Annotated in this window: 18 protein-coding genes; 10 read left to right on the top strand and 8 right to left on the bottom strand. The window is 74.3% G+C overall.

The window, feature by feature from the left end; translation table 11 throughout:
* The first annotated feature begins 4 nt into the window (after window positions 1-4).
* The 9 genes from OG982_RS06770 (at window position 5) to lgt (ending at window position 7,254) form a co-directional block, all read left to right on the top strand.
* On the top strand, window positions 5-688 hold the full coding sequence (locus OG982_RS06770) for a TIGR02234 family membrane protein (protein WP_266788874.1): 684 nt from the start codon (window positions 5-7) through the stop codon (window positions 686-688).
* Between the two features lie 99 nt (window positions 689-787).
* The gene (locus OG982_RS06765) at window positions 788-1,039 is read left to right on the top strand and encodes an HGxxPAAW family protein (protein WP_266788876.1); all 252 of its coding nucleotides are present in this window, start codon (window positions 788-790) and stop codon (window positions 1,037-1,039) included.
* A gap of 45 nt (window positions 1,040-1,084) precedes the next feature.
* Window positions 1,085-1,603 (top strand): DUF2752 domain-containing protein, encoded by a 519-nt coding sequence (locus OG982_RS06760; RefSeq protein ID WP_266788877.1) that lies wholly within the window; start codon window positions 1,085-1,087, stop codon window positions 1,601-1,603.
* A gap of 175 nt (window positions 1,604-1,778) precedes the next feature.
* Window positions 1,779-2,588 (top strand): indole-3-glycerol phosphate synthase TrpC, encoded by an 810-nt coding sequence (trpC, locus tag OG982_RS06755; protein WP_266788879.1) that lies wholly within the window; start codon window positions 1,779-1,781, stop codon window positions 2,586-2,588.
* Between the two features lie 8 nt (window positions 2,589-2,596).
* Window positions 2,597-2,806 carry a tryptophan biosynthesis modulator TrpM gene (trpM, locus tag OG982_RS06750; RefSeq protein ID WP_266788881.1) on the top strand — a complete coding sequence of 70 codons (210 nt, stop codon included), beginning with the start codon at window positions 2,597-2,599 and terminating at the stop codon, window positions 2,804-2,806.
* A 202-nt stretch (window positions 2,807-3,008) separates the two neighbouring features.
* Window positions 3,009-4,253 carry a tryptophan synthase subunit beta gene (gene trpB / locus OG982_RS06745; protein ID WP_266948142.1) on the top strand — a complete coding sequence of 415 codons (1,245 nt, stop codon included), beginning with the start codon at window positions 3,009-3,011 and terminating at the stop codon, window positions 4,251-4,253.
* Window positions 4,250-5,089, top strand: a complete 840-nt coding sequence (gene trpA, locus OG982_RS06740; protein WP_266788885.1) for a tryptophan synthase subunit alpha — start codon at window positions 4,250-4,252, stop codon at window positions 5,087-5,089. Before trpB ends, trpA begins: the two co-directional genes overlap by 4 nt.
* A gap of 95 nt (window positions 5,090-5,184) precedes the next feature.
* Window positions 5,185-6,105 (top strand): thioredoxin domain-containing protein, encoded by a 921-nt coding sequence (locus OG982_RS06735; RefSeq protein ID WP_266788886.1) that lies wholly within the window; start codon window positions 5,185-5,187, stop codon window positions 6,103-6,105.
* Between the two features lie 78 nt (window positions 6,106-6,183).
* Window positions 6,184-7,254, top strand: coding sequence for a prolipoprotein diacylglyceryl transferase (gene lgt / locus OG982_RS06730; RefSeq protein WP_266788888.1), 1,071 nt, complete (start codon window positions 6,184-6,186; stop codon window positions 7,252-7,254).
* Window positions 7,255-7,317: 63 nt separating this feature from the next.
* Here lgt and OG982_RS06725 read toward each other — a convergent pair whose 3' ends face one another.
* The 8 genes from OG982_RS06725 to OG982_RS06690 form a co-directional block, all read right to left on the bottom strand.
* On the bottom strand, window positions 7,318-7,860 hold the full coding sequence (locus OG982_RS06725) for a hypothetical protein (protein ID WP_266788890.1): 543 nt from the start codon (window positions 7,858-7,860) through the stop codon (window positions 7,318-7,320).
* 257 nt (window positions 7,861-8,117) lie between these two features.
* On the bottom strand, window positions 8,118-8,936 hold the full coding sequence (locus tag OG982_RS06720; RefSeq protein ID WP_266788891.1) for a CoA ester lyase: 819 nt from the start codon (window positions 8,934-8,936) through the stop codon (window positions 8,118-8,120).
* Window positions 8,933-10,144 carry a CaiB/BaiF CoA-transferase family protein gene (locus OG982_RS06715; RefSeq protein WP_266948140.1) on the bottom strand — a complete coding sequence of 404 codons (1,212 nt, stop codon included), beginning with the start codon at window positions 10,142-10,144 and terminating at the stop codon, window positions 8,933-8,935. Before OG982_RS06715 ends, OG982_RS06720 begins: the two co-directional genes overlap by 4 nt.
* Window positions 10,145-10,176: 32 nt before the next feature.
* Complete coding sequence (rbsK, locus tag OG982_RS06710) at window positions 10,177-11,145, bottom strand: ribokinase (protein ID WP_266948138.1); 969 nt, start codon at window positions 11,143-11,145, stop codon at window positions 10,177-10,179.
* Window positions 11,142-12,647, bottom strand: a complete 1,506-nt coding sequence (locus tag OG982_RS06705) for an ADP-ribosylglycohydrolase family protein (RefSeq protein ID WP_266948136.1) — start codon at window positions 12,645-12,647, stop codon at window positions 11,142-11,144. Before OG982_RS06705 ends, rbsK begins: the two co-directional genes overlap by 4 nt.
* On the bottom strand, window positions 12,644-13,798 hold the full coding sequence (locus tag OG982_RS06700) for an ADP-ribosylglycohydrolase family protein (RefSeq protein ID WP_266788897.1): 1,155 nt from the start codon (window positions 13,796-13,798) through the stop codon (window positions 12,644-12,646). Before OG982_RS06700 ends, OG982_RS06705 begins: the two co-directional genes overlap by 4 nt.
* Window positions 13,795-15,033: an ADP-ribosylglycohydrolase family protein gene (locus OG982_RS06695; RefSeq protein ID WP_323139234.1), complete on the bottom strand. Its 1,239-nt coding sequence runs from the start codon at window positions 15,031-15,033 to the stop codon at window positions 13,795-13,797. The genes OG982_RS06700 and OG982_RS06695 overlap by 4 nt, the downstream gene beginning before the upstream one ends.
* A gap of 446 nt (window positions 15,034-15,479) precedes the next feature.
* Window positions 15,480-16,466, bottom strand: coding sequence for an ADP-ribosylglycohydrolase family protein (locus tag OG982_RS06690; RefSeq protein WP_266788899.1), 987 nt, complete (start codon window positions 16,464-16,466; stop codon window positions 15,480-15,482).
* A 247-nt stretch (window positions 16,467-16,713) separates the two neighbouring features.
* Between OG982_RS06690 and OG982_RS06685 the strand changes: the two genes are divergently transcribed.
* Entirely contained in the window at window positions 16,714-17,445 is a 732-nt protein-coding gene (locus OG982_RS06685) for a VIT1/CCC1 transporter family protein (protein WP_266788901.1), read from the top strand.
* Window positions 17,446-17,671 lie beyond the last annotated feature (226 nt).

Below are 17,671 nucleotides of genomic sequence, written 5' to 3'. Positions count from 1 at the left end.
GTACGTGAGTGCCGTACCCCCGCCCCGAAACGATCCCGCGCCCGAGCCGGACCCCGCGTCCGAGGCCGAGGCCGCGGAAAGCCCGGCCGGTCGCGCCGGCCGCCGCAGCGTGGCCGTCGCCCTGCTGTGCGGCGCGCTCGGCGCCACCGTCGTCCTGCTCGCCTCCGGCCGGGTCTGGGCCCGGGGCAGCGCCGCCGTCGCGGACGGCTCGCTCCCGCTGGCCGCGGACGGACGGGCCGTCACCGGGCTCCCGGCGGCCCTGGCCATCGTCGGCCTCGCCGCCCTGGTCGCGGTGTTCGCCGTACGCGGCAGGGGCCGGCTGCTGGTCTCCGGACTGCTCGCGCTGAGCGGCCTGGGCGCCGCCCTGGCCGCGGTGGCCGGCGCGGAGGACCGCGAGGCGCTGGACGCCGAGGCCGCCCGTACCACCGCGGACACAGCCGCGCAGGTGATGGGACTGAGCCATACGGTGTGGCCGTACATCACCGCCTCCGGAGCCGTCCTGATCCTGCTCGCGGGCCTGCTCGCCCTGCGGTACGGCAGCGGCTGGCCCGCGATGGGCGGCCGCTACGAGCGCGACGGGAGCCCGCGGACGCGCAAACCGGTCGCGGTGGACCCGGACCGGCCGGAGGACTTGTGGAAGGCTCTGGACCGGGGCGAGGACCCCACGCACCGGCCGGACGGCGACTGAGCCGTCCGCCACCCCCGTGGACGGCGACCCCGCCCCGTACGGGACAATGACACCGAGCGTTCGACACAGCACGTGCGACAGATCAACGAGGAGCAACTCATGGCGGGCACTAGCCACGGACACACCCCGGCCGCCTGGACCGGTGTCATCATCGCCTTCATCGGTTTCTGCATCTCCGGTGCCTTCATGGTGCTCGCGAACCCGGTCGGCTTCTGGGCCGGCCTGGTCGTCGTCGCACTCGGCGGTGTCGTGGGCATGGCCATGAAGGCCGCGGGCATGGGCGCGCCGAAGTCCGCCCACGAGGACCTGGCCGTGGTCATCGCCGCCAACAAGGCCGCCGCCAAGGTCTGAGCGCGCATTCGAAAGGCGCGGCCCCGTCGGGCTGCGCCTTTTGTCATGACCGGAGAGAATCAGCTGGTGGACGCCTCCCCTCGCACCCCCGACCGCGCGCCGGTGCCGCCCGCGCCGGTGCTGCCCGCGCCGCTCGTGCCCGCGCCCGTGCCCGTCGTACCGGCCTCCCGGGTGCGCAGGCTGGCCGTCCCGGCGCTCACGCTGGCCTCGGTCGCGGCCGCCTTCGCGTACGTGGGCACCGTGGACCCCAACGAACCGGGCCACTACCCGGTCTGTCCGCTGTTCCGGCTCACCGGGATCCTGTGTCCCGGCTGCGGCGGACTGCGCAGCGCCCACGCGTTCGCCCACGGCGATCTCGTCACCGCCCTCGGGGCGAACGCCATGGCCGTGATCGGCTACTTCGGATTCGCCGCGTTCATGATCCTGTGGCTCGCGCGCGCCTACCGCGGCGGACCCACCCCCAGGTTCACCCTGAAACCGCGGTACTGGTGGGCGGTCGCAGTGGTGGCCCTCGTCTTCTGCGTCATCCGGAATCTGCCCTTCGGCTCCGCCCTGGCGCCCTGAGGCCCCGGGCGGGAGACCCGGACGGGGAGCGGGCCGCGCCTGTCCAGCCACTGGGACACCGACACGTCCGTGCGGAGGCCGCAGCGACCTGCGGATACCATTTGAGTGCTGACCTTGCAGTGGTACGTGTCTGCAAGGCGGCCGACCGTCATCGACCCGGAAGGGGGCCGCTCGCGTGAGTGTGCTCGACGAGATCATCGAAGGGGTCCGCGAAGACCTTGCCGAACGGCAGGCCCGCGTCAGCCTCGACGAGCTCAAGGAGCGTGCCGCCAAGGCGCCCCAGGCCAAGGACGGTGTCGCGGCCCTGCGCGGCGACAGCGTCAAGGTGATCTGCGAGGTCAAGCGCTCCAGCCCCTCCAAGGGCGCGCTGGCCGCCATCGCGGACCCGGCCGGGCTTGCCGCCGACTACGAGGCGGGCGGGGCGGCGGTCATCTCCGTCCTGACCGAGCAGCGCCGCTTCGGCGGCTCGCTGGCCGACCTGGAGGCCGTCCGCGCCCGCGTGGACATCCCGATCCTGCGCAAGGACTTCATCGTCACGGCGTACCAGCTGTGGGAGGCCCGCGCCTACGGCGCCGACCTCGCGCTGCTGATCGTCGCGGCCCTGGAGCAGGAGGCCCTCGTCTCCCTCATCGAGCGGGCCGAGTCCATCGGCCTGACCCCGCTCGTCGAGGTCCACGACGAGGACGAGGTCGAGCGCGCCGTCGCCGCAGGCGCCAAGATCATCGGCGTCAACGCGCGCAACCTCAAGGACCTCAAGGTCGACCGCTCCACCTTCGAGCGCGTCGCCCCCGAGATCCCGGACCACATCGTCAAGATCGCCGAATCCGGCATCCGCGGTCCGCACGACCTCATCGCCTACGCGAACGAGGGCGCCGACGCCGTCCTCGTCGGGGAGTCCCTGGTCACCGGACGCGACCCGAAGGCGGCCGTGGCCGACCTCGTCGCCGCCGGCGCCCACCCCGCCCTGCGCCACGGGCGGAGCTGACCCGTCCCATGACCCCCAACCGCCCCTCCGTCCGCACCCGACCGGGCCACGGCCCGGCCGGAGTGCCGACGGCGCACGCGCCCCTGGCGCGCGGCTGCCGCCCCCGCGGCTGCCGCGCCCCGGCCCGGCGCGTCCACGGGCGGCGGGTCCGGTACGTGATCGGCTCCGAGCCCGGTCAGGTCAACGGCATGCGATGGCGCACCTCCGAAGCGCTGTGACGAGGGCTGTCCCGGCCCGGTACGTCGTCTGACGCACCGCGCCGCGCGGCGCTCCCGCACGGTCCGACCCCGAGCCGTCGGCTCCGGGTGCGGACCGCCACTCCCGTACGCGTACGCCCGCTCCCGCAGCGGGGTGCGCGGACCGCGGACCGGCGGCGCAATACGGTGCATCCATCCCATCGCACCCGTAGGAGTACTGGCCATGTCCAGCAACTCGTTCTTCATCCCGGACCCGGAGGGTCACACCCCGAACGCCGAGGGTTACTTCGGCGACTTCGGCGGCAAGTTCATCCCGGAGGCGCTCGTCGCCGCGGTGGACGAGGTCGCCGTCGAGTACGAGAAGGCCAAGGCCGACCCTGCCTTCGCGGCCGAGCTCAACGACCTGATGGTCAACTACACGGGCCGGCCCAGCGCCCTCACCGAGGTGCCCCGCTTCGCCGAGCACGCCGGCGGCGCGCGGATCTTCCTCAAGCGCGAGGACCTCAACCACACCGGCTCGCACAAGATCAACAACGTGCTGGGCCAGGCGCTGCTCACCAAGCGCATGGGCAAGACCCGCGTCATCGCCGAGACCGGCGCCGGCCAGCACGGCGTGGCCACCGCCACCGCCTGCGCCCTCTTCGGCCTCGACTGCACCATCTACATGGGCGAGATCGACACCCAGCGCCAGGCCCTGAACGTGGCCCGCATGCGCATGCTGGGCGCCGAGGTCATCGCGGTGAAGTCCGGCTCCCGCACGCTCAAGGACGCCATCAACGAGGCGTTCCGCGACTGGGTCGCCAACGTGGACCGGACCCACTACCTCTTCGGCACCGTCGCCGGCCCGCACCCCTTCCCGGCCATGGTCCGCGACTTCCACCGGGTCATCGGCGTCGAGGCCCGCCGCCAGATCCTGGAGCGCGCCGGCCGGCTGCCCGACGCCGTGGCGGCCTGCGTCGGCGGCGGCTCCAACGCCATCGGCCTCTTCCACGCCTTCATCCCGGACGCCGACGTCCGCCTGGTCGGCTTCGAGCCCGCCGGACACGGCGTCGAGACCGGCGAGCACGCGGCCACGCTGACCGCCGGCGAGCCGGGCATCCTGCACGGCTCCCGCAGTTACGTCCTCCAGGACGAGGAGGGCCAGATCACCGAGCCGTACTCCATCTCGGCCGGCCTGGACTACCCCGGCATCGGCCCGGAGCACTCCTACCTCAAGGACTCCGGCCGCGGCGAGTACCGCGCGGTCACCGACGACGCGGCGATGCAGGCCCTGCGCCTGCTCTCGCGCACCGAGGGCATCATCCCGGCCATCGAGTCGGCGCACGCCCTCGCGGGCGCCCTCGACCTGGGCAAGGAGCTCGGCAAGGACGGCCTGCTGGTCGTCAACCTGTCCGGTCGCGGCGACAAGGACATGGACACGGCGGCCCGCTACTTCGGGCTGTACGACGGCGAGGGGGAGTCGAAGTGAGCACGGACACCGCCAAGGGGAACATCCAGCTGCTGAGCGACACCCTCGCCAAGGCGAAGTCCGAGGACCGCGCGGCCCTCGTCGCCTACCTCCCGGCGGGCTTCCCCACCGTGGACGGGGCCATCGAGGCGGTCAAGGCCGTCGTCGCGGGCGGCGCGGACGTCGTCGAGATCGGCCTCCCGCACAGCGACCCGGTCCTGGACGGCGCGATCATCCAGACCGCCGACGACATCGCCCTGCGCGGCGGTGTCAAGATCGCCGACGTGCTGCGCACCGTACGGGAGGCCCACGAGGCCACCGGGGCCCCGATCCTGGTCATGACGTACTGGAACCCGATCGACCGCTACGGCGTCGAGCGGTTCACCGCCGAGCTGGCGGCGGCGGGCGGCGCGGGCTGCATCCTGCCCGACCTGCCGGTCCAGGAGTCCGCGCTGTGGCGCGAGCACGCGGCGAAGCACGGCCTCGCGACCGTCTTCGTCGTGGCCCCCAGCAGCAAGGACGAGCGGCTCGCCACCATCACGGAGGCCGGCTCCGGCTTCGTCTACGCCGCCTCGCTGATGGGCGTCACCGGCACCCGCGAGTCGGTCGGCAACCAGGCCCAGGACCTGGTGCGCCGCACCCGCGCCACGGCCGGTGCCCGCCGTGGCCTCCCCGTCTGCGTCGGCCTCGGCGTCTCCAACGCCGTCCAGGCCAAGGAGGTCGCGGGCTTCGCCGACGGGGTGATCGTCGGCTCGGCCTTCGTGAAGCTGCTGCTGGACGCGCCGGACCTGCCGGCCGGGCTGGCCGCCGTACGGGCGCTGGCGGGCGAGCTTGCGGAAGGCGTACGCAGGAGCTGACCCGATGCGCACCCGCGTACGGGTTCTGTAGCCCGATCGGGTGGAAGTGGGGGCGGGGAGGCACGCGAGTGCCTCCCCGCTTCGTTTGGCCGAACGTGAGCGAGAAGAACGACGGTGCGAACCGCGATGCGACGAAACGATCGGCCCGGGAGCGACTCCAGGAGGAGCGCGAGCGGGAGAAGTCCCGGGACAAGCGCCGGCGGACCCTCCTCGTGTCGGCGGCGGTGGTCGGCGTCCTCGGCCTGGCGGCCGTCGTCGGCCTGATCGCGGCCAACGCCGGCAAGGACGGCACCGACAAGGCCGGGCCCGTGGTCGCGCCCTCGGGGGCCAGCGGCAAGGACGCGCTGGCGATCCGCACGGGCAAGGACGCGGCCAAGTCCACCCTGACCGTGTGGGAGGACTTCCGCTGCCCGGCCTGCAAGGCCTTCGAGGACAACTACCGGGCCACCATCCACGAGCTGGAGGACAAGGGCCTGCTCAAGGTCGACTACCACCTGGTCACCCTGATCGACGGGAACATGGGCGGCAGCGGCTCCCTCAAGGGCGCGAACGCGGCCGCCTGCGCGCAGGACGCCGGCAAGTTCCCCGCGTACCACGACGTGCTCTTCCAGAACCAGCCGCCGGAGACCGACGACGCCTACGGCAAGAACGCCAGGCTGGTGGAGCTGGCGGGCAAGGTGGAGGGGCTGGACACCCCCGAGTTCCGCGCCTGCGTGGAGGAGGGCAAGCACAACAGCTGGGTGGGCAAGTCCTACGAGGCGTTCGCCGCCGGGAAGTTCCGGGGCACCCCGACGGTGCTGCTCGACGGCAAGGACATCTTCGGCGACCAGGCCAACGCGCTGACCCCGCAGAAGCTGAAGGAGAAGGTCGAGGCCGCGGCGAAGGGCTCCGGCGCCTCCGCCCCCAAGGGGACGGGCAAGGCCTCGCCGGCCGCTTCCGCCACCCCGTCGGCGTCGGCCGCCTCCGGTTCCAAGGCCTCCTCGGCGACGGGCGCCCGGGGAGCCTCGGGCAACTGAGGCCAGGTGTCGATTTGACGCCAGGTTGCCGGGCGGGTTGCGGTCCGTACCGCCCGGCAAGGTAGCGTCGGGTCTGCCATGGACCTTGCTTACATTCCCAGCCCGTCGACCGGCGTGATCCATCTCGGACCGATCCCGCTGCGCGGCTACGCGTTCTGCATCATCATCGGCGTCTTCGTCGCCGTCTGGCTCGGCAACAGGCGATGGATCGCGCGCGGCGGAAAGCCGGGCACGGTCGCGGACATCGCCGTGTGGGCGGTGCCGTTCGGCCTCGTCGGCGGTCGCCTCTACCACGTGATCACCGACTACCAGCTCTACTTCGGCGAGGGCCGCAACTGGGTCGACGCCTTCAAGATCTGGGAAGGCGGCCTCGGCATCTGGGGCGCGATCGCGCTCGGCGCGGTCGGCGCCTGGATCGGCTGCCGGCTGCGCGGCATCCCGCTGCCCGCCTGGGCGGACGCCCTGGCTCCGGGAATCGCGCTGGCCCAGGCCTGCGGGCGCTGGGGCAACTGGTTCAACCAGGAGCTGTACGGCCGCGCCACCGACCTGCCGTGGGCGGTGAAGATCAGCGAGGGCCCGAACCGGATCGCCGGGACCTACCACCCGACGTTCCTGTACGAGTCGCTGTGGTGCCTCGGCGTCGCCGCGCTGGTGATCTGGGCCGACCGACGGTTCAAGCTCGGCCACGGGCGGGCCTTCGCGCTGTACGTCGCCGCGTACTGCGTGGGCCGCGGCTGGATCGAGTACATGCGGGTCGACGAGGCGCACCACATCCTGGGCGTCCGCCTCAACGTGTGGACCTCGATCGTGGTCTTCCTGCTGGCGGTGACCTACCTGGTGCTGTCGGCGAAGCTGCGGCCGGGCCGCGAGACGGTCGTGGAACCGGACACCTCCGGCGGGGACGCCAAGGTCGACGGCGCCGCCAAGACGGACGACGCCGCCAAGGGTGCCAAGGGCGACGGGGCTGCCAAGGCCTCGAAGGCCGACGAGCCCGCCAAGGCCCCGGTCGATGCCGCATCCGGCGAGGCCGGGAAGTCCGCCGCCGAGGCGGCGGAGCCGAAGGGCGCCGTCAAGACCGACCTGCGCAAGTCCGAGGCGGCCGACACCGCGGCGACCGAGGACCAGGCCCCGGGCGCCGACAAGGCCTGACGAAGAACTCCCCGGAGGGGGCGCCGCACACCGCGGCGCCCCCTCCGGCGCAAAACGACGTTCTCACGCAGCCCGATCGACAGCTTGATCGGGAACCGGGTCCTGGGCGCCACGCAGCCGGCGGCGCTTGCCGAGCAGAACGCCCGTGCGCGCGAGGACCATGGCCAGGGCCATGAAGACGAAGGCGTTCGAGTAGACGTCCTGCCCACTCAACTTGTTGTCGATGCTGAACAGGATGATGTCCTTCGCGAACCAGTGCTCGGAACCGTAGGCGAACAGCACGCGGGAGGCGGACATCAAGGTCCAGACGGCCGCATAGGTGATGCCGCCCTTGGTGTAGATCTCACCGTCGGAGCCCCGGTGGGCGGGCAGCAGGGCCGCGGCGATCAGGCCGAAGACGACTCCCACGCCGATACCCGCCAGCTGGAGCCAGGGGTCGTTCCCGCCCAGTGGGAGCGAGTGGACGAAGAGCGCGATCACGATCGCGACAGCGATGATCGAGCGCACCAACCGCATGTTGGTGACTTTGCGGGTACCCAGGTCGGTGGACAGGATGATGGTCAGGATCACCCCGCTGGCGATCAATGCGGTCAAGAACGGGCTCATGGGGCAAGTCCCCCTCATATCGATGAGTTCGGGGGTCGCTTTACGGCTCTCCCGGATCTTCCACCTGAAACGTTAGGGAGCGGGGGGTGCGGACGTGGACAACCGACCGATGGATCCGGCTGTCAATCGACCGGTGGACAGGAGTGAACGCCGGGTGAGGCACACGCGGCCGCGCACGGGCCCGCGACCGCGCTCGTGCGGTCCTCCGCGAGTCGGGCAGTCCTACCGGTGCGCCATGGCCGACAGGGAAAGCCCTCTCACCGCGTGACCACGCTGCGCTGCGACAGCGCCAGGGTGCGGTGCGCCGCCGCCACGACGGCCGGGTCCACGAAGCGGCCGTCGGGGAGTGCCAGGGCGCCCGGCGTGGCCCGGGCCGCCGTCACGATCTCCTCGGCCGCCGTGACCTCCTCCGGGCCCGGCAGGTAGGCCCGCTCGATCACCGGGAGTTGGCGCGGATGGATCGCCGCCCGGCCCAGGAACCCCAGCGCCCGCCCCCGGGCGCAGGACACGGCCAGCGCCTCCAGGTCCCGGATGTCCGGGAAGACCGACTGCGCCGGGGGAGCCAGTCCGGCCGCGCGGGCCGCGACCACCACCCGCGAGCGCGGCCAGTCCAGCCCCGCCTCGGCGGTGACGCCCAGGTCGGCCCGCAGGTCCGCCTCGCCGAGCGAGAGCCCGCGCAGGGCCGGGTGCGCGCGGGCGATCTCGTAGGCGCGCTCCACGCCCAGCGCGGACTCCAGCAGGGCGTACAGCGACACCCCGCCGGTCCGGTCGGCGACGGCGGCGATCTGTTCGGCCGCGCTGACCTTGGGCAGCCGCAGCCCGGCGAGGCCGTGCAGCTTGGCCAGGGCGGTGAGGTCGGCGCCGGCCCAGGGAGAGTCCAGGGCGTTGACGCGGACGTGGACCGGGACCGGCTGCCGCTCGGTGAGCAGTTCGGCGGTGGCGGCGCGGGCGTATTCCTTGCGGGACGCCGACACGGCGTCCTCCAGGTCCACGATGACGGCGTCGGCGCCGGACCGCAGCGCCTTGGCGACCACTTCGGGGCGGTCGCCGGGTACGTACAGCCAGGTGAGGATCACAGGGCCCCCTCGGTGCGGAGCGCGGCGATCTCGGCCCGGGTCAGGCCGAGTTCGGTCAGGACGGCGTCGGTGTCCGCGCCGTGCGGCCGTCCGGCCCAGCGGATCGCGCCGGGAGTCTCGGACAGCCTGAAGAGGACGTTCTGCATGCGGATCGGGCCGAGTTCGGGGTCCTCGACCTCGGTGACCGTGTCCAGGGCGGCGAACTGCGGGTCCGCCATCACGTCGCGCACGTCGTAGACCAAGGCGACGGCAGCCTCGGCGTCCTCGAACGCGGCGACCACCTCCTCGGCCTTGTGCCGGGCGATCCAGCCGCCGACCGCCTCGTCGAGCACGGGTGCGTGGGCGGCCCGGCCGGAGCCGCTCGCGAACCAGGGCTCGTCGATCAGTTCGGGCCGGCCGACGAGGCGCAGCACGCGCTCGGCGATGGACTGGGCGGAGGTGGAGACGGCCAGCCAGCGCCCGTCCGCGCTGCGGTAGGTGTTGCGGGGGGCGTTGTTGGTGGAGCGGTTGCCGGTGCGGGGCTGGACGTAGCCGAGCTGGTCGTACCAGAGCGGGTGCGGGCCGAGCACGGTGAGGATCGGCTCGATGATGGCCAGGTCGACGACCTGCCCGTGCCCGGAGCGGTCGCGTCCGGCGAGCGCGGTCATCACGGCGTACGCGCAGGTCAGCGCGGCGATCGAGTCCGCGAGCCCGAACGGCGGCAGGGTCGGTGGCCCGTCCGGCTCCCCGGTGATCGCGGCGAACCCGCTCATCGCCTCGGCGAGGGTGCCGAAGCCGGGGCGCCGGGCGTACGGGCCTTGCTGGCCGAACGCGGTGACGCGGGCCAGGATCAGCCGCGGGTTGGCGGCGCGGAGTTCGGGCCAGCCCAGACCCCATTTCTCCAGGGTGCCGGGGCGGAAGTTCTCGACGACCACGTCGGCGGTGGCGGCCAGCCGCAGCAGGGTGTCCCGGCCGCCCGGGGTGGACAGGTCGAGGGTCATGGTCCGCTTGTTGCGGCCGAGCAGCTTCCACCACAGGCCGACGCCGTCCTTGGCGGGGCCGTGGCCGCGCGAGGGGTCGGGGAGGCCGGGGTGCTCGACCTTGACCACCTCGGCGCCGAAGTCCCCGAGCAGGGTGGCGGTGAGGGGGCCGGCGAAGAGGGTGGCGAGGTCGAGGACGCGGAGCCCTTGCAGGGGGCCGCACGGGGCGGCGGCCGCGGCCCCGGGCACGGACGCGGGCTCGGATGCGGGGGCGGCGGGGTTCAAGAGTGTCCTCCGGGACGGCCGTCCCGTCGGGTGGCCGCGGACCCGCGCTCGGGCGGCGGGGCCGGTGCGGGGCCGGTCGACGCGAAGGCGTCCGTCTCGGCGCGGGTCGGCATCGAGTCCTGGGCGCCCGGCCGCTGGACGGAGAGCGCGGCCGCCGACGAGGCCCAGGCCAGGGCCTGCGGCATCGGGAGGCCTTCCCCGAGGGCGACCGCGAGCGCCCCGGCGAAGGTGTCCCCGGCGGCGGTCGTGTCCACGGCCCGGACCGCGGGCGCGGCCACCGTCAGCGGCTCCCGGCCGCGCGCGGCGTACAGCGCCCCGGCCGCGCCGAGGGTGATCACCACCTCGGGCACGTCCCGCAGCAGGGCCTCGGCGGCCTGGCGGGGGTCGGTGAGGCCGGTGAGCGCGGCGGCCTCGTGCTCGTTCGGGAGCAGCAGGTCGACGGCGGCGAGGAGTCCGGCGGGCAGCGGCTGCGCGGGAGCCGGGGTGAGGACCGTACGGACGCCGTGGGCGCGGGCGGCGAGGGCGCCGGCGAGGACGGCGGGCAGCGGGAGTTCGAGCTGGAGCAGGAGGGAGTCGGCGGAGCCGATGCGGGAGTCGTCGCCCGCCTCCAGGCCGGTGACGTGGGCGTTTGCGCCGGGGATGACGATGATGCTGTTGGCGCCCTCGTCGTCGACGGTGATGTGGGCCGTGCCGCTGGCGCCCTCGACGGTGCGCAGCGCGGCGGTCTCGACCCCGGCGGAGGTGAGCGCGGAGCGCAGCCGTACGCCGAACTCGTCGGCCCCGACCGCGCCGATCATCACCACCTCCGCGCCGAGGCGGGCGGCGGCGACGGCTTGGTTGGCCCCCTTGCCGCCGGGGACGGTGCGGAACGCGCGGCCGGTGACGGTCTCCCCGAGGCGGGGGGCCTTGGGGACGTAGGCCACGAGGTCCATGTTGGTACTGCCGAGCACGGCGATGGCCGTCATGGGCGGGCTGCCTCCTGTGCGGTGAGGTGGGCGAGGGTGTCGAAGCCGATGCCGTCGAAGCCGGGGACGGTGGTGGCGAGGCGGTTCTTGAGGGGCGCGGACCAGCGGTGCGGGATGCCGTCCGGGTCGACGAGGGCGGCGAGGGAGCCGGCGGTCGCGCCGTTGGAGTCGGTGTCCCAGCCGCCGGACACGGCGCGGCAGACGGAGCGGGTGAAGTCCCCGTCGGCGTGGGTGAGGGCGGCCGCGATCAGGGCGGTGTTCGGGACGGCGTGTACCCAGTGGTAGTGGCCGTAGCGCTCGTGGAGCCGGTCGACGACCCGGTCGAAGTCGGCTTCCCGGGCGGCGCGGGCGCTGCGGATGCCGAAGCCGACGGCCTCGGCGAGGCGCGAGCGGGGCGGTACGACGGCCAGCCCGGCCGCGAGGGCGGCGTGGACGTCGGCCCGGCCGCCGGCCGCCTCGGCGATCGCGGCGGCGGTGAAGAGCGCGGCGTAGACGCCGTTGCCGGTGTGGGTGAGGGTGGCGTCCCGGTACGCCTGGGCCGCGGCGGCGGCCGGGTCGCCGGGGTTGGTCCAGCCGTGCACGTCGGCGCGGATGAGGGCGCCGATCCACTCTCGGAACGGGTTGTGGTGGGCGGCGGTGGCGGGGGGCTCCAGGCCCTGGAGGAGGTTGCGGTACGCGACCCGCTCGGCGGTGAAGGTCCGCCCGGCGGGGAGCTCGTCGAGCCAGAGGCGTCCGACGTCGGCGGGGGTGAAGCCCTTGCCGTGGCGCTGGAGCAGGAGCAGCCCGAGGAGCGGGTAGTTGAGGTCGTCGTCCTCGGGGGTGCCGTCGATGTTCTCGGCGAGGGAGGTGGGCGCGGAGCGGCGGTTCCAGGGGTACGCGGCCAGGAGCTCCGCCGGGACGCCGCGTTCGGTGAACCAGTCGTCCAGCGGCCAGTTCCCGGCGGCCCGGGCGAGGGCCCGGATCCCGTCGAGCGGCACCTTCTCGACGGGCTTGCCGAGCACGCACCCCACGGCCCGCCCCACCCAGGCACGCTCCAGCCGCTCCCGCAGCCCGTGGCCGCCCGCCGCGCCGGGGCGCGCCGCGGGGTTCGGGTTCCCGGGGCGGGATGGGCCCCCGTTTCGGCCTGGGGCGGCCGGGGCTCCGGGGCGGGGCGGGGTGGCCCAGGTGGCGGTGATGGCGGGCCAGGAGTCGGGCTCCCGCGGGGCCAAGGGGGAGGGCTGCGCGGCGAGTTCCGTGAGCAGGCGGGTGGCCAGGGTGCGCAGGTGCGGTGGGGCCGGGGCGGGGGAGGCGCCGGCGCGGGCGGGCGCCTCCTGCCCGCCCGCCGCCCGCCAGACGCGGCGGGGCGGCTCCGGGTCGCGGCCGTCCTCCGCCGCCTGGCGGAACTCGTGACCGAGCAGATCCTCCGGCTGGACCCAGGTCAGCCGCACGGCCCGGGCCCCGTCCGCCGAGGCGGTCGCACGGCCGTGGGTGGTGGGGCCGGTCGTGGCGTCGGGTGTCGTCATCGGGGGGTCGCGATCGTGGTGAATGCCGACTCGTGGGTGCGGCGGCGGGTGTGGTCGCGGGCGAAGACCTCCCGGGCGACCGCCGTCAGCGCCGCCGCCGGGGCGTGCAGGTCGAGGCGGCTGGCCTCGGCGACCTGCTTGGCCCAGGCGGCGGGCACCACGGCCTCGCCGCCCAGCGCGCCCGCGATCGCCCCCGCCATGGTGGCGATGGAGTCGCAGTCCCGGCCGTAGTTGACGGCGCCGAGCACCGAGGTCTCGTACGCCCCGCCCGCGACGAGCAGCATGCCGAGCGCGATCGGGAGTTCCTCGATCGAGTGGAGGCGGGACGGGCGGCGCGCCCCCAGCGACGGTGTGCGGTAGTCGGGGCCGACCGAGTCGTACGGCGCCACGGCCGCCCGCAGCGGGGCGAGCGCCGACTCGAAGTCCCGCTGCCCGAGCGCGACGTCCCGTACCGCCGCGATCGCCTCCCGGGTGCCGTCCTTCGCCAGCGCGAGCGCCGTCTCGACGACCGAATCCGCCGTCGCCCCCGGCACGCACGCCGCCGCCACCGCCGCGGCGAACACGCCCGCCGCCTCGCGCCCGTACGAGGACTGGTGCGCGCCGGCGATGTCGATCGCCTCCGCGTACGCCCCGGCCGGGTTGCCCGCGTTGACGATGCCGACCGGCGCCATGTACATCGACGCACCGCAGTTGACGATGTTGCCGTTGCCGGCCTCGCGCGGGTCCGCGTGCGCGTAGTGCAGCCGGGTCACGATCCACTTCTCGGCGAGGAAGATCCGCTGGAGGGGGAGGGCCTCGGCCTCCAGTTCCGGGATCCAGCGCGGGTTCGTCATGAGGTCGGGGACCAGGTGGTCCGCGACCGCGTACGCGTCCAGGTGGTCCCGTACGGCCTCGTAGACCCGTACCAGCGCGTGGGTCATGAGGGTGTCGTCGGTGACGTGCCCGTCGCCCTTGTGGTACGGGGCGATGGGGCGGGCGGTGCGCCAGTCCTCGTGCCACGGGCCGACGATGCCGTGCACGCGGCCGCCGTGCCGTTCCACGATCTGGTCCGGGGTCCAGCCCTCCACCGGGCCGCCGAGCGCGTCGCCGACGGCGGCCCCGATCAGGCAGCCGGCCGCCCGGTCGTCGAGGGAGAGGGGGGTGAGGCTCATGTCCGAATCATCCCTTGGGTCTTGGGTGAGGTGAGTTCCGTACGGGAGAGCAGTGCGGCGAGTTCGACGAGGTCGGTGCCGGCGAGGCGCGGCAGCGCGCAGCCGGAGAGCGTGCGGCAGGCCTCGCGCCAGGTGGCGGGGATCGAGTCGCCGCCGCCGAGGGCGCCGGTGAGGGCGCCGGCCAGGGCGGGCGCGGAGTCCGCGACGCGGGAGAGGCAGGCGGCGGCGGGGACGGCCTCGGCGACGCGGCCGCGGGCGGCGGTGGCGAGGGCGAGGGCGACGGGCACGGTTTCGGCGGCGGCGATCCCGTAGCTGTAGACGTGGTCGACGATTTGATGTTCGAGGAGGGGGACGAGGGCGAAGGCGCCGCCGTTCTCCTGCGTTCGGGCGAGTTTGACGGCGTGGCGGGCGTTGCGGCCGATCTCGGTGGCGGCGGGGAGCTGGGCGAGCGCGGCCTCGACGGCGGCGTCGGTGTCGGGGTCGGTGAGGGCGGTGGCGATGGCGGCGGCCATGGCGCGGGCGCCGTGGACGCCGTCGCCGTCCTGGGTGTAGCGGGCGTCGAATTCGGCGAGGTCCGCGGCCGCTCGCGGGTCGCCGGGGTGTACGACGGCCAGGACGCAGGCGCGGACGCAGGCGGCGTCGTCGAAGTAGTGGGGGTTGTCGTGGCCGGTGGCCGGCGGGCGCAGGCCGGTGGCGAGGTTGCCGAGGCCGGCGCGGACGGAGATCCGTGCGCGCAGGGGGAGCACGGCCGACTCCACCTCGGGCGCGCGTTCCGCTGCCGCGGCGACTTCGGAGGCCAGGGCGTTCCACGCGAGGTCGATGGCGGCGCGCATCCTTCTGGACCGGGAGAGGTCGCTGAGCAGCACGCCGGCGGCGGTGAGGACGGACTCGGCGGCGAAGGCGGCCCACTCGGCGTCGTCGGAGGGCCCGAGGCGGAGGGGTTCGGGGGGCTGGTTGAGGGCGATGGGGACGGGGAGGGTGGTGGTGGCGTTCTGCTCGGCGAAGGTGTCGAGCTCGCGGGTGAGGCGGCGGGTCCACTCGGGCATCCGGATCGCCCGGTGGCGTGCCGCCGGCCACCCGGCCGCGTCGCCCGCGGCGAGCCCGAGCAGAATCCCCTCGATCCGCCGCGGCCCGAGGTCGCCGTCGGGGGGCGCGACGGCCGCCCCCGGACCGGTACGGGTGGCCCGGGTGCCGGCCGGTGCGCCGCCCGTTCCCGGGGCCGTACGGATTGCCACGGGCGCGGCCCCCCTTGCGGTACGGACCTCCGCGCGCGGGGCGTCGCCCTCGCCGGCCGGGGGGCGCCGGAGGGCGGAGATCTCCCCCACCCCGCCCCTTCCCGAAACCGGGGGCAAGCCCCCGGCCCCCAGGGCCGTCACCACCTGCGGCGCAAACCCGCGGCCGGGCGTACGGTCCGGGGCCGCACCCCCGACCCGCAGGGCCGCCACCGCCTGGGGCCCGTGGCCGGGTGGGCTGTCGGGGTCTGTGCCCCCGGCTCCCAGGGTCGCCACCGCCTGGGGTGCGGGCTCGCGGCCGGGCGGGCGGTCCGGGGCTGGGGTCCCGGCTCGCAGGGCCGCCGGCGGGAGTGGTGTGGCGGGGTTCGGGCGGCCGTCCGGGGGCGGGGTTCCGGGGGATCGGGTCGTGAGGGGCTCCGGGGGCGGCGCGGCGGGGTTCACGGGCGGGGTCATCGGGGGGTCTCGTATTCCGGGGTGAGGAGGTCCGCGATGTCCAGGACGTGGTAGCCCCGCATCGAGGGGAGGCAACTGCCCCGGACCGGGCCGATGGCCGAGGACCAGGCGGCGGGGATCGCCGCGGCGCCGGAGAGGGCGCCGGACAGGGCGCCGGCGACGGCGGCCGTGGTGTCCGCGTCGCGGCCCATGTTGACGGCCGTCAGGACCGAGGCCGGGAAGTCGCCCCCGGACGCGGCGAAGGCGCCGAAGGCGAGGCCCACCGCCTCCGGGGCCAGGTCCGTCCAGGGGTAGCCGCCGATGACGACCGCCGAGCGGACCGCCCGTTCGCCGCGCGGCGCGGCCGTCACCGCCCGGCGCAGGGAGCGGGCCGTCCAGGAGTCCGAGGGGATGACGGACAGCGCCGCCGAGACGACCGACGCCGGCGAGCCGCCCGCCATCGCCGCCGCGACGCCCGCCGCGACCGCCTGGCCGCCGTAGATGCCCTCGCCGTCGTGGCTGACCGAGCCGTCGATGGCGACGAGCCGCGCCGCCTCCGCCGGGCGGCCCGCCGCGAAGACGCCGAACGGCGCCGCCCGCATGGCCAGCCCGTCCGACCACGCGTGCCGGTGCTGCGCCGAGATGGGGGCGGCGAGGCCGCGGCGCAGGTTCTCCAGGGTGCCGCGTTCGCTGAAACCGGCTCCCCGGAACGGACCCTCGTCCAGGTCCGCGATCCAGTGGTGCCACGCCCGCTCCACGTGGGACACCGTCAGCGCCGACCCGTGCCGGGCCAGCAGCAGGCCCGAGAAGATCGCGTACTCCGTGTCGTCCGTGCCGGCCGGATCGTCCGAGACGAAGCCCTCGATCCGGCCCCAGCGGGCCCGGATCTGCGACGGCTTCATGTTCTCCGCGGGGGCGCCCAGCGCGTCACCCACCGCCAGGCCCAGAAGAGCGCCCCTGGCCCGTTCGAGGAGGACCTGCGGATTGCATGCAATCAGCTCCATGGCGCGCCTCTCCACTTGATGGGACTCATATTGAGCCCTTGGGGGATTTGTGCCATGGCATGAGGTTTGTCGCTCGTCGCGAAACACCCCGCCCGCACCCCCGTCACCCGGTCGCCGACCCCCAAAACCCCAGGTAAGTACGGCCTACCTTGCTGGCGGGCGGCAGAAATCGTGCGTAGTTTCGAGGTGTTCAGGGGGAGCGGGACGCCTCACGGGGCCCGTTCACGCAAAAGGGGAGAAAGCTCGCATGTCCATAATCGACACCGCAGCACCGCTGCACACCGCCCACCGTGACAATCACAGCCACCGTGACGTCAACGGCGGCTGGCTGCGCCCGGCGGTGTTCGGCGCCATGGACGGCCTCGTCTCCAACATCGCCCTGATGACCGGTGTCGCCGGCGGCGCCGTCGCCCCGCAGACCATCGTCATCACCGGCCTCGCCGGCCTGGCCGCCGGCGCCTTCTCGATGGCGGCCGGCGAATACACCTCCGTCGCCTCGCAGCGCGAGCTCGTCCTCGCCGAACTCGACGTGGAGCGCCAGCAGTTGCGCAAGCACCCCGTCGACGAGATGGAGGAGCTGGCCGAGCTGTACGTATCGCGCGGCGTCGAGCCGGCCCTCGCCCGCGAGGTCGCGATGCAGCTGTCGCGCGACCCCGAGCAGGCGCTGGAGATCCACGCCCGCGAGGAGCTGGGGATCGACCCCGACGACCTGCCCTCGCCGCTCGTCGCCGCCGCGTCGTCGTTCACCTCGTTCGCGCTGGGCGCGCTGCTCCCCGTACTGCCGTACCTGCTGGGCGCGACCGCCCTGTGGCCCGCGGTGCTGCTGGCGCTGGTCGGCCTCTTCGCCTGCGGGGCGGTCGTCGCCCGGGTCACCGCCCGGTCGTGGTGGTACAGCGGACTGCGCCAGCTCGTCCTGGGTGGCGCGGCCGCCGGTGTGACGTACATCCTGGGAACCTGGATCGGCGGCGCCGTAGGCTAACCGGCGCAGGAGTGAGACACTATGCAGAGCGCAACATAAGTAGTTCGTTACCCGGCGGTTTCGACCGTGTCACCGCCGGGCATCAGACCAGGGCCCTCCCGACTCTCGCCGGGGAGGTACCCCCTGCGGGCAATGAGGCCCGTCCAGCACCTTTCCGGGTCCTTTGCCCCCCTTTTTTCGATCGCTGACGACCGTAAAACGGCAGCGAAGGTCCCGTTTCCGCTTC

The sequence above is a fragment of the Streptomyces sp. NBC_01551 genome (assembly GCF_026339935.1).
Lineage (GTDB): Bacteria > Actinomycetota > Actinomycetes > Streptomycetales > Streptomycetaceae > Streptomyces.
This window is presented reverse-complemented; position numbering and strand designations above follow the sequence as displayed.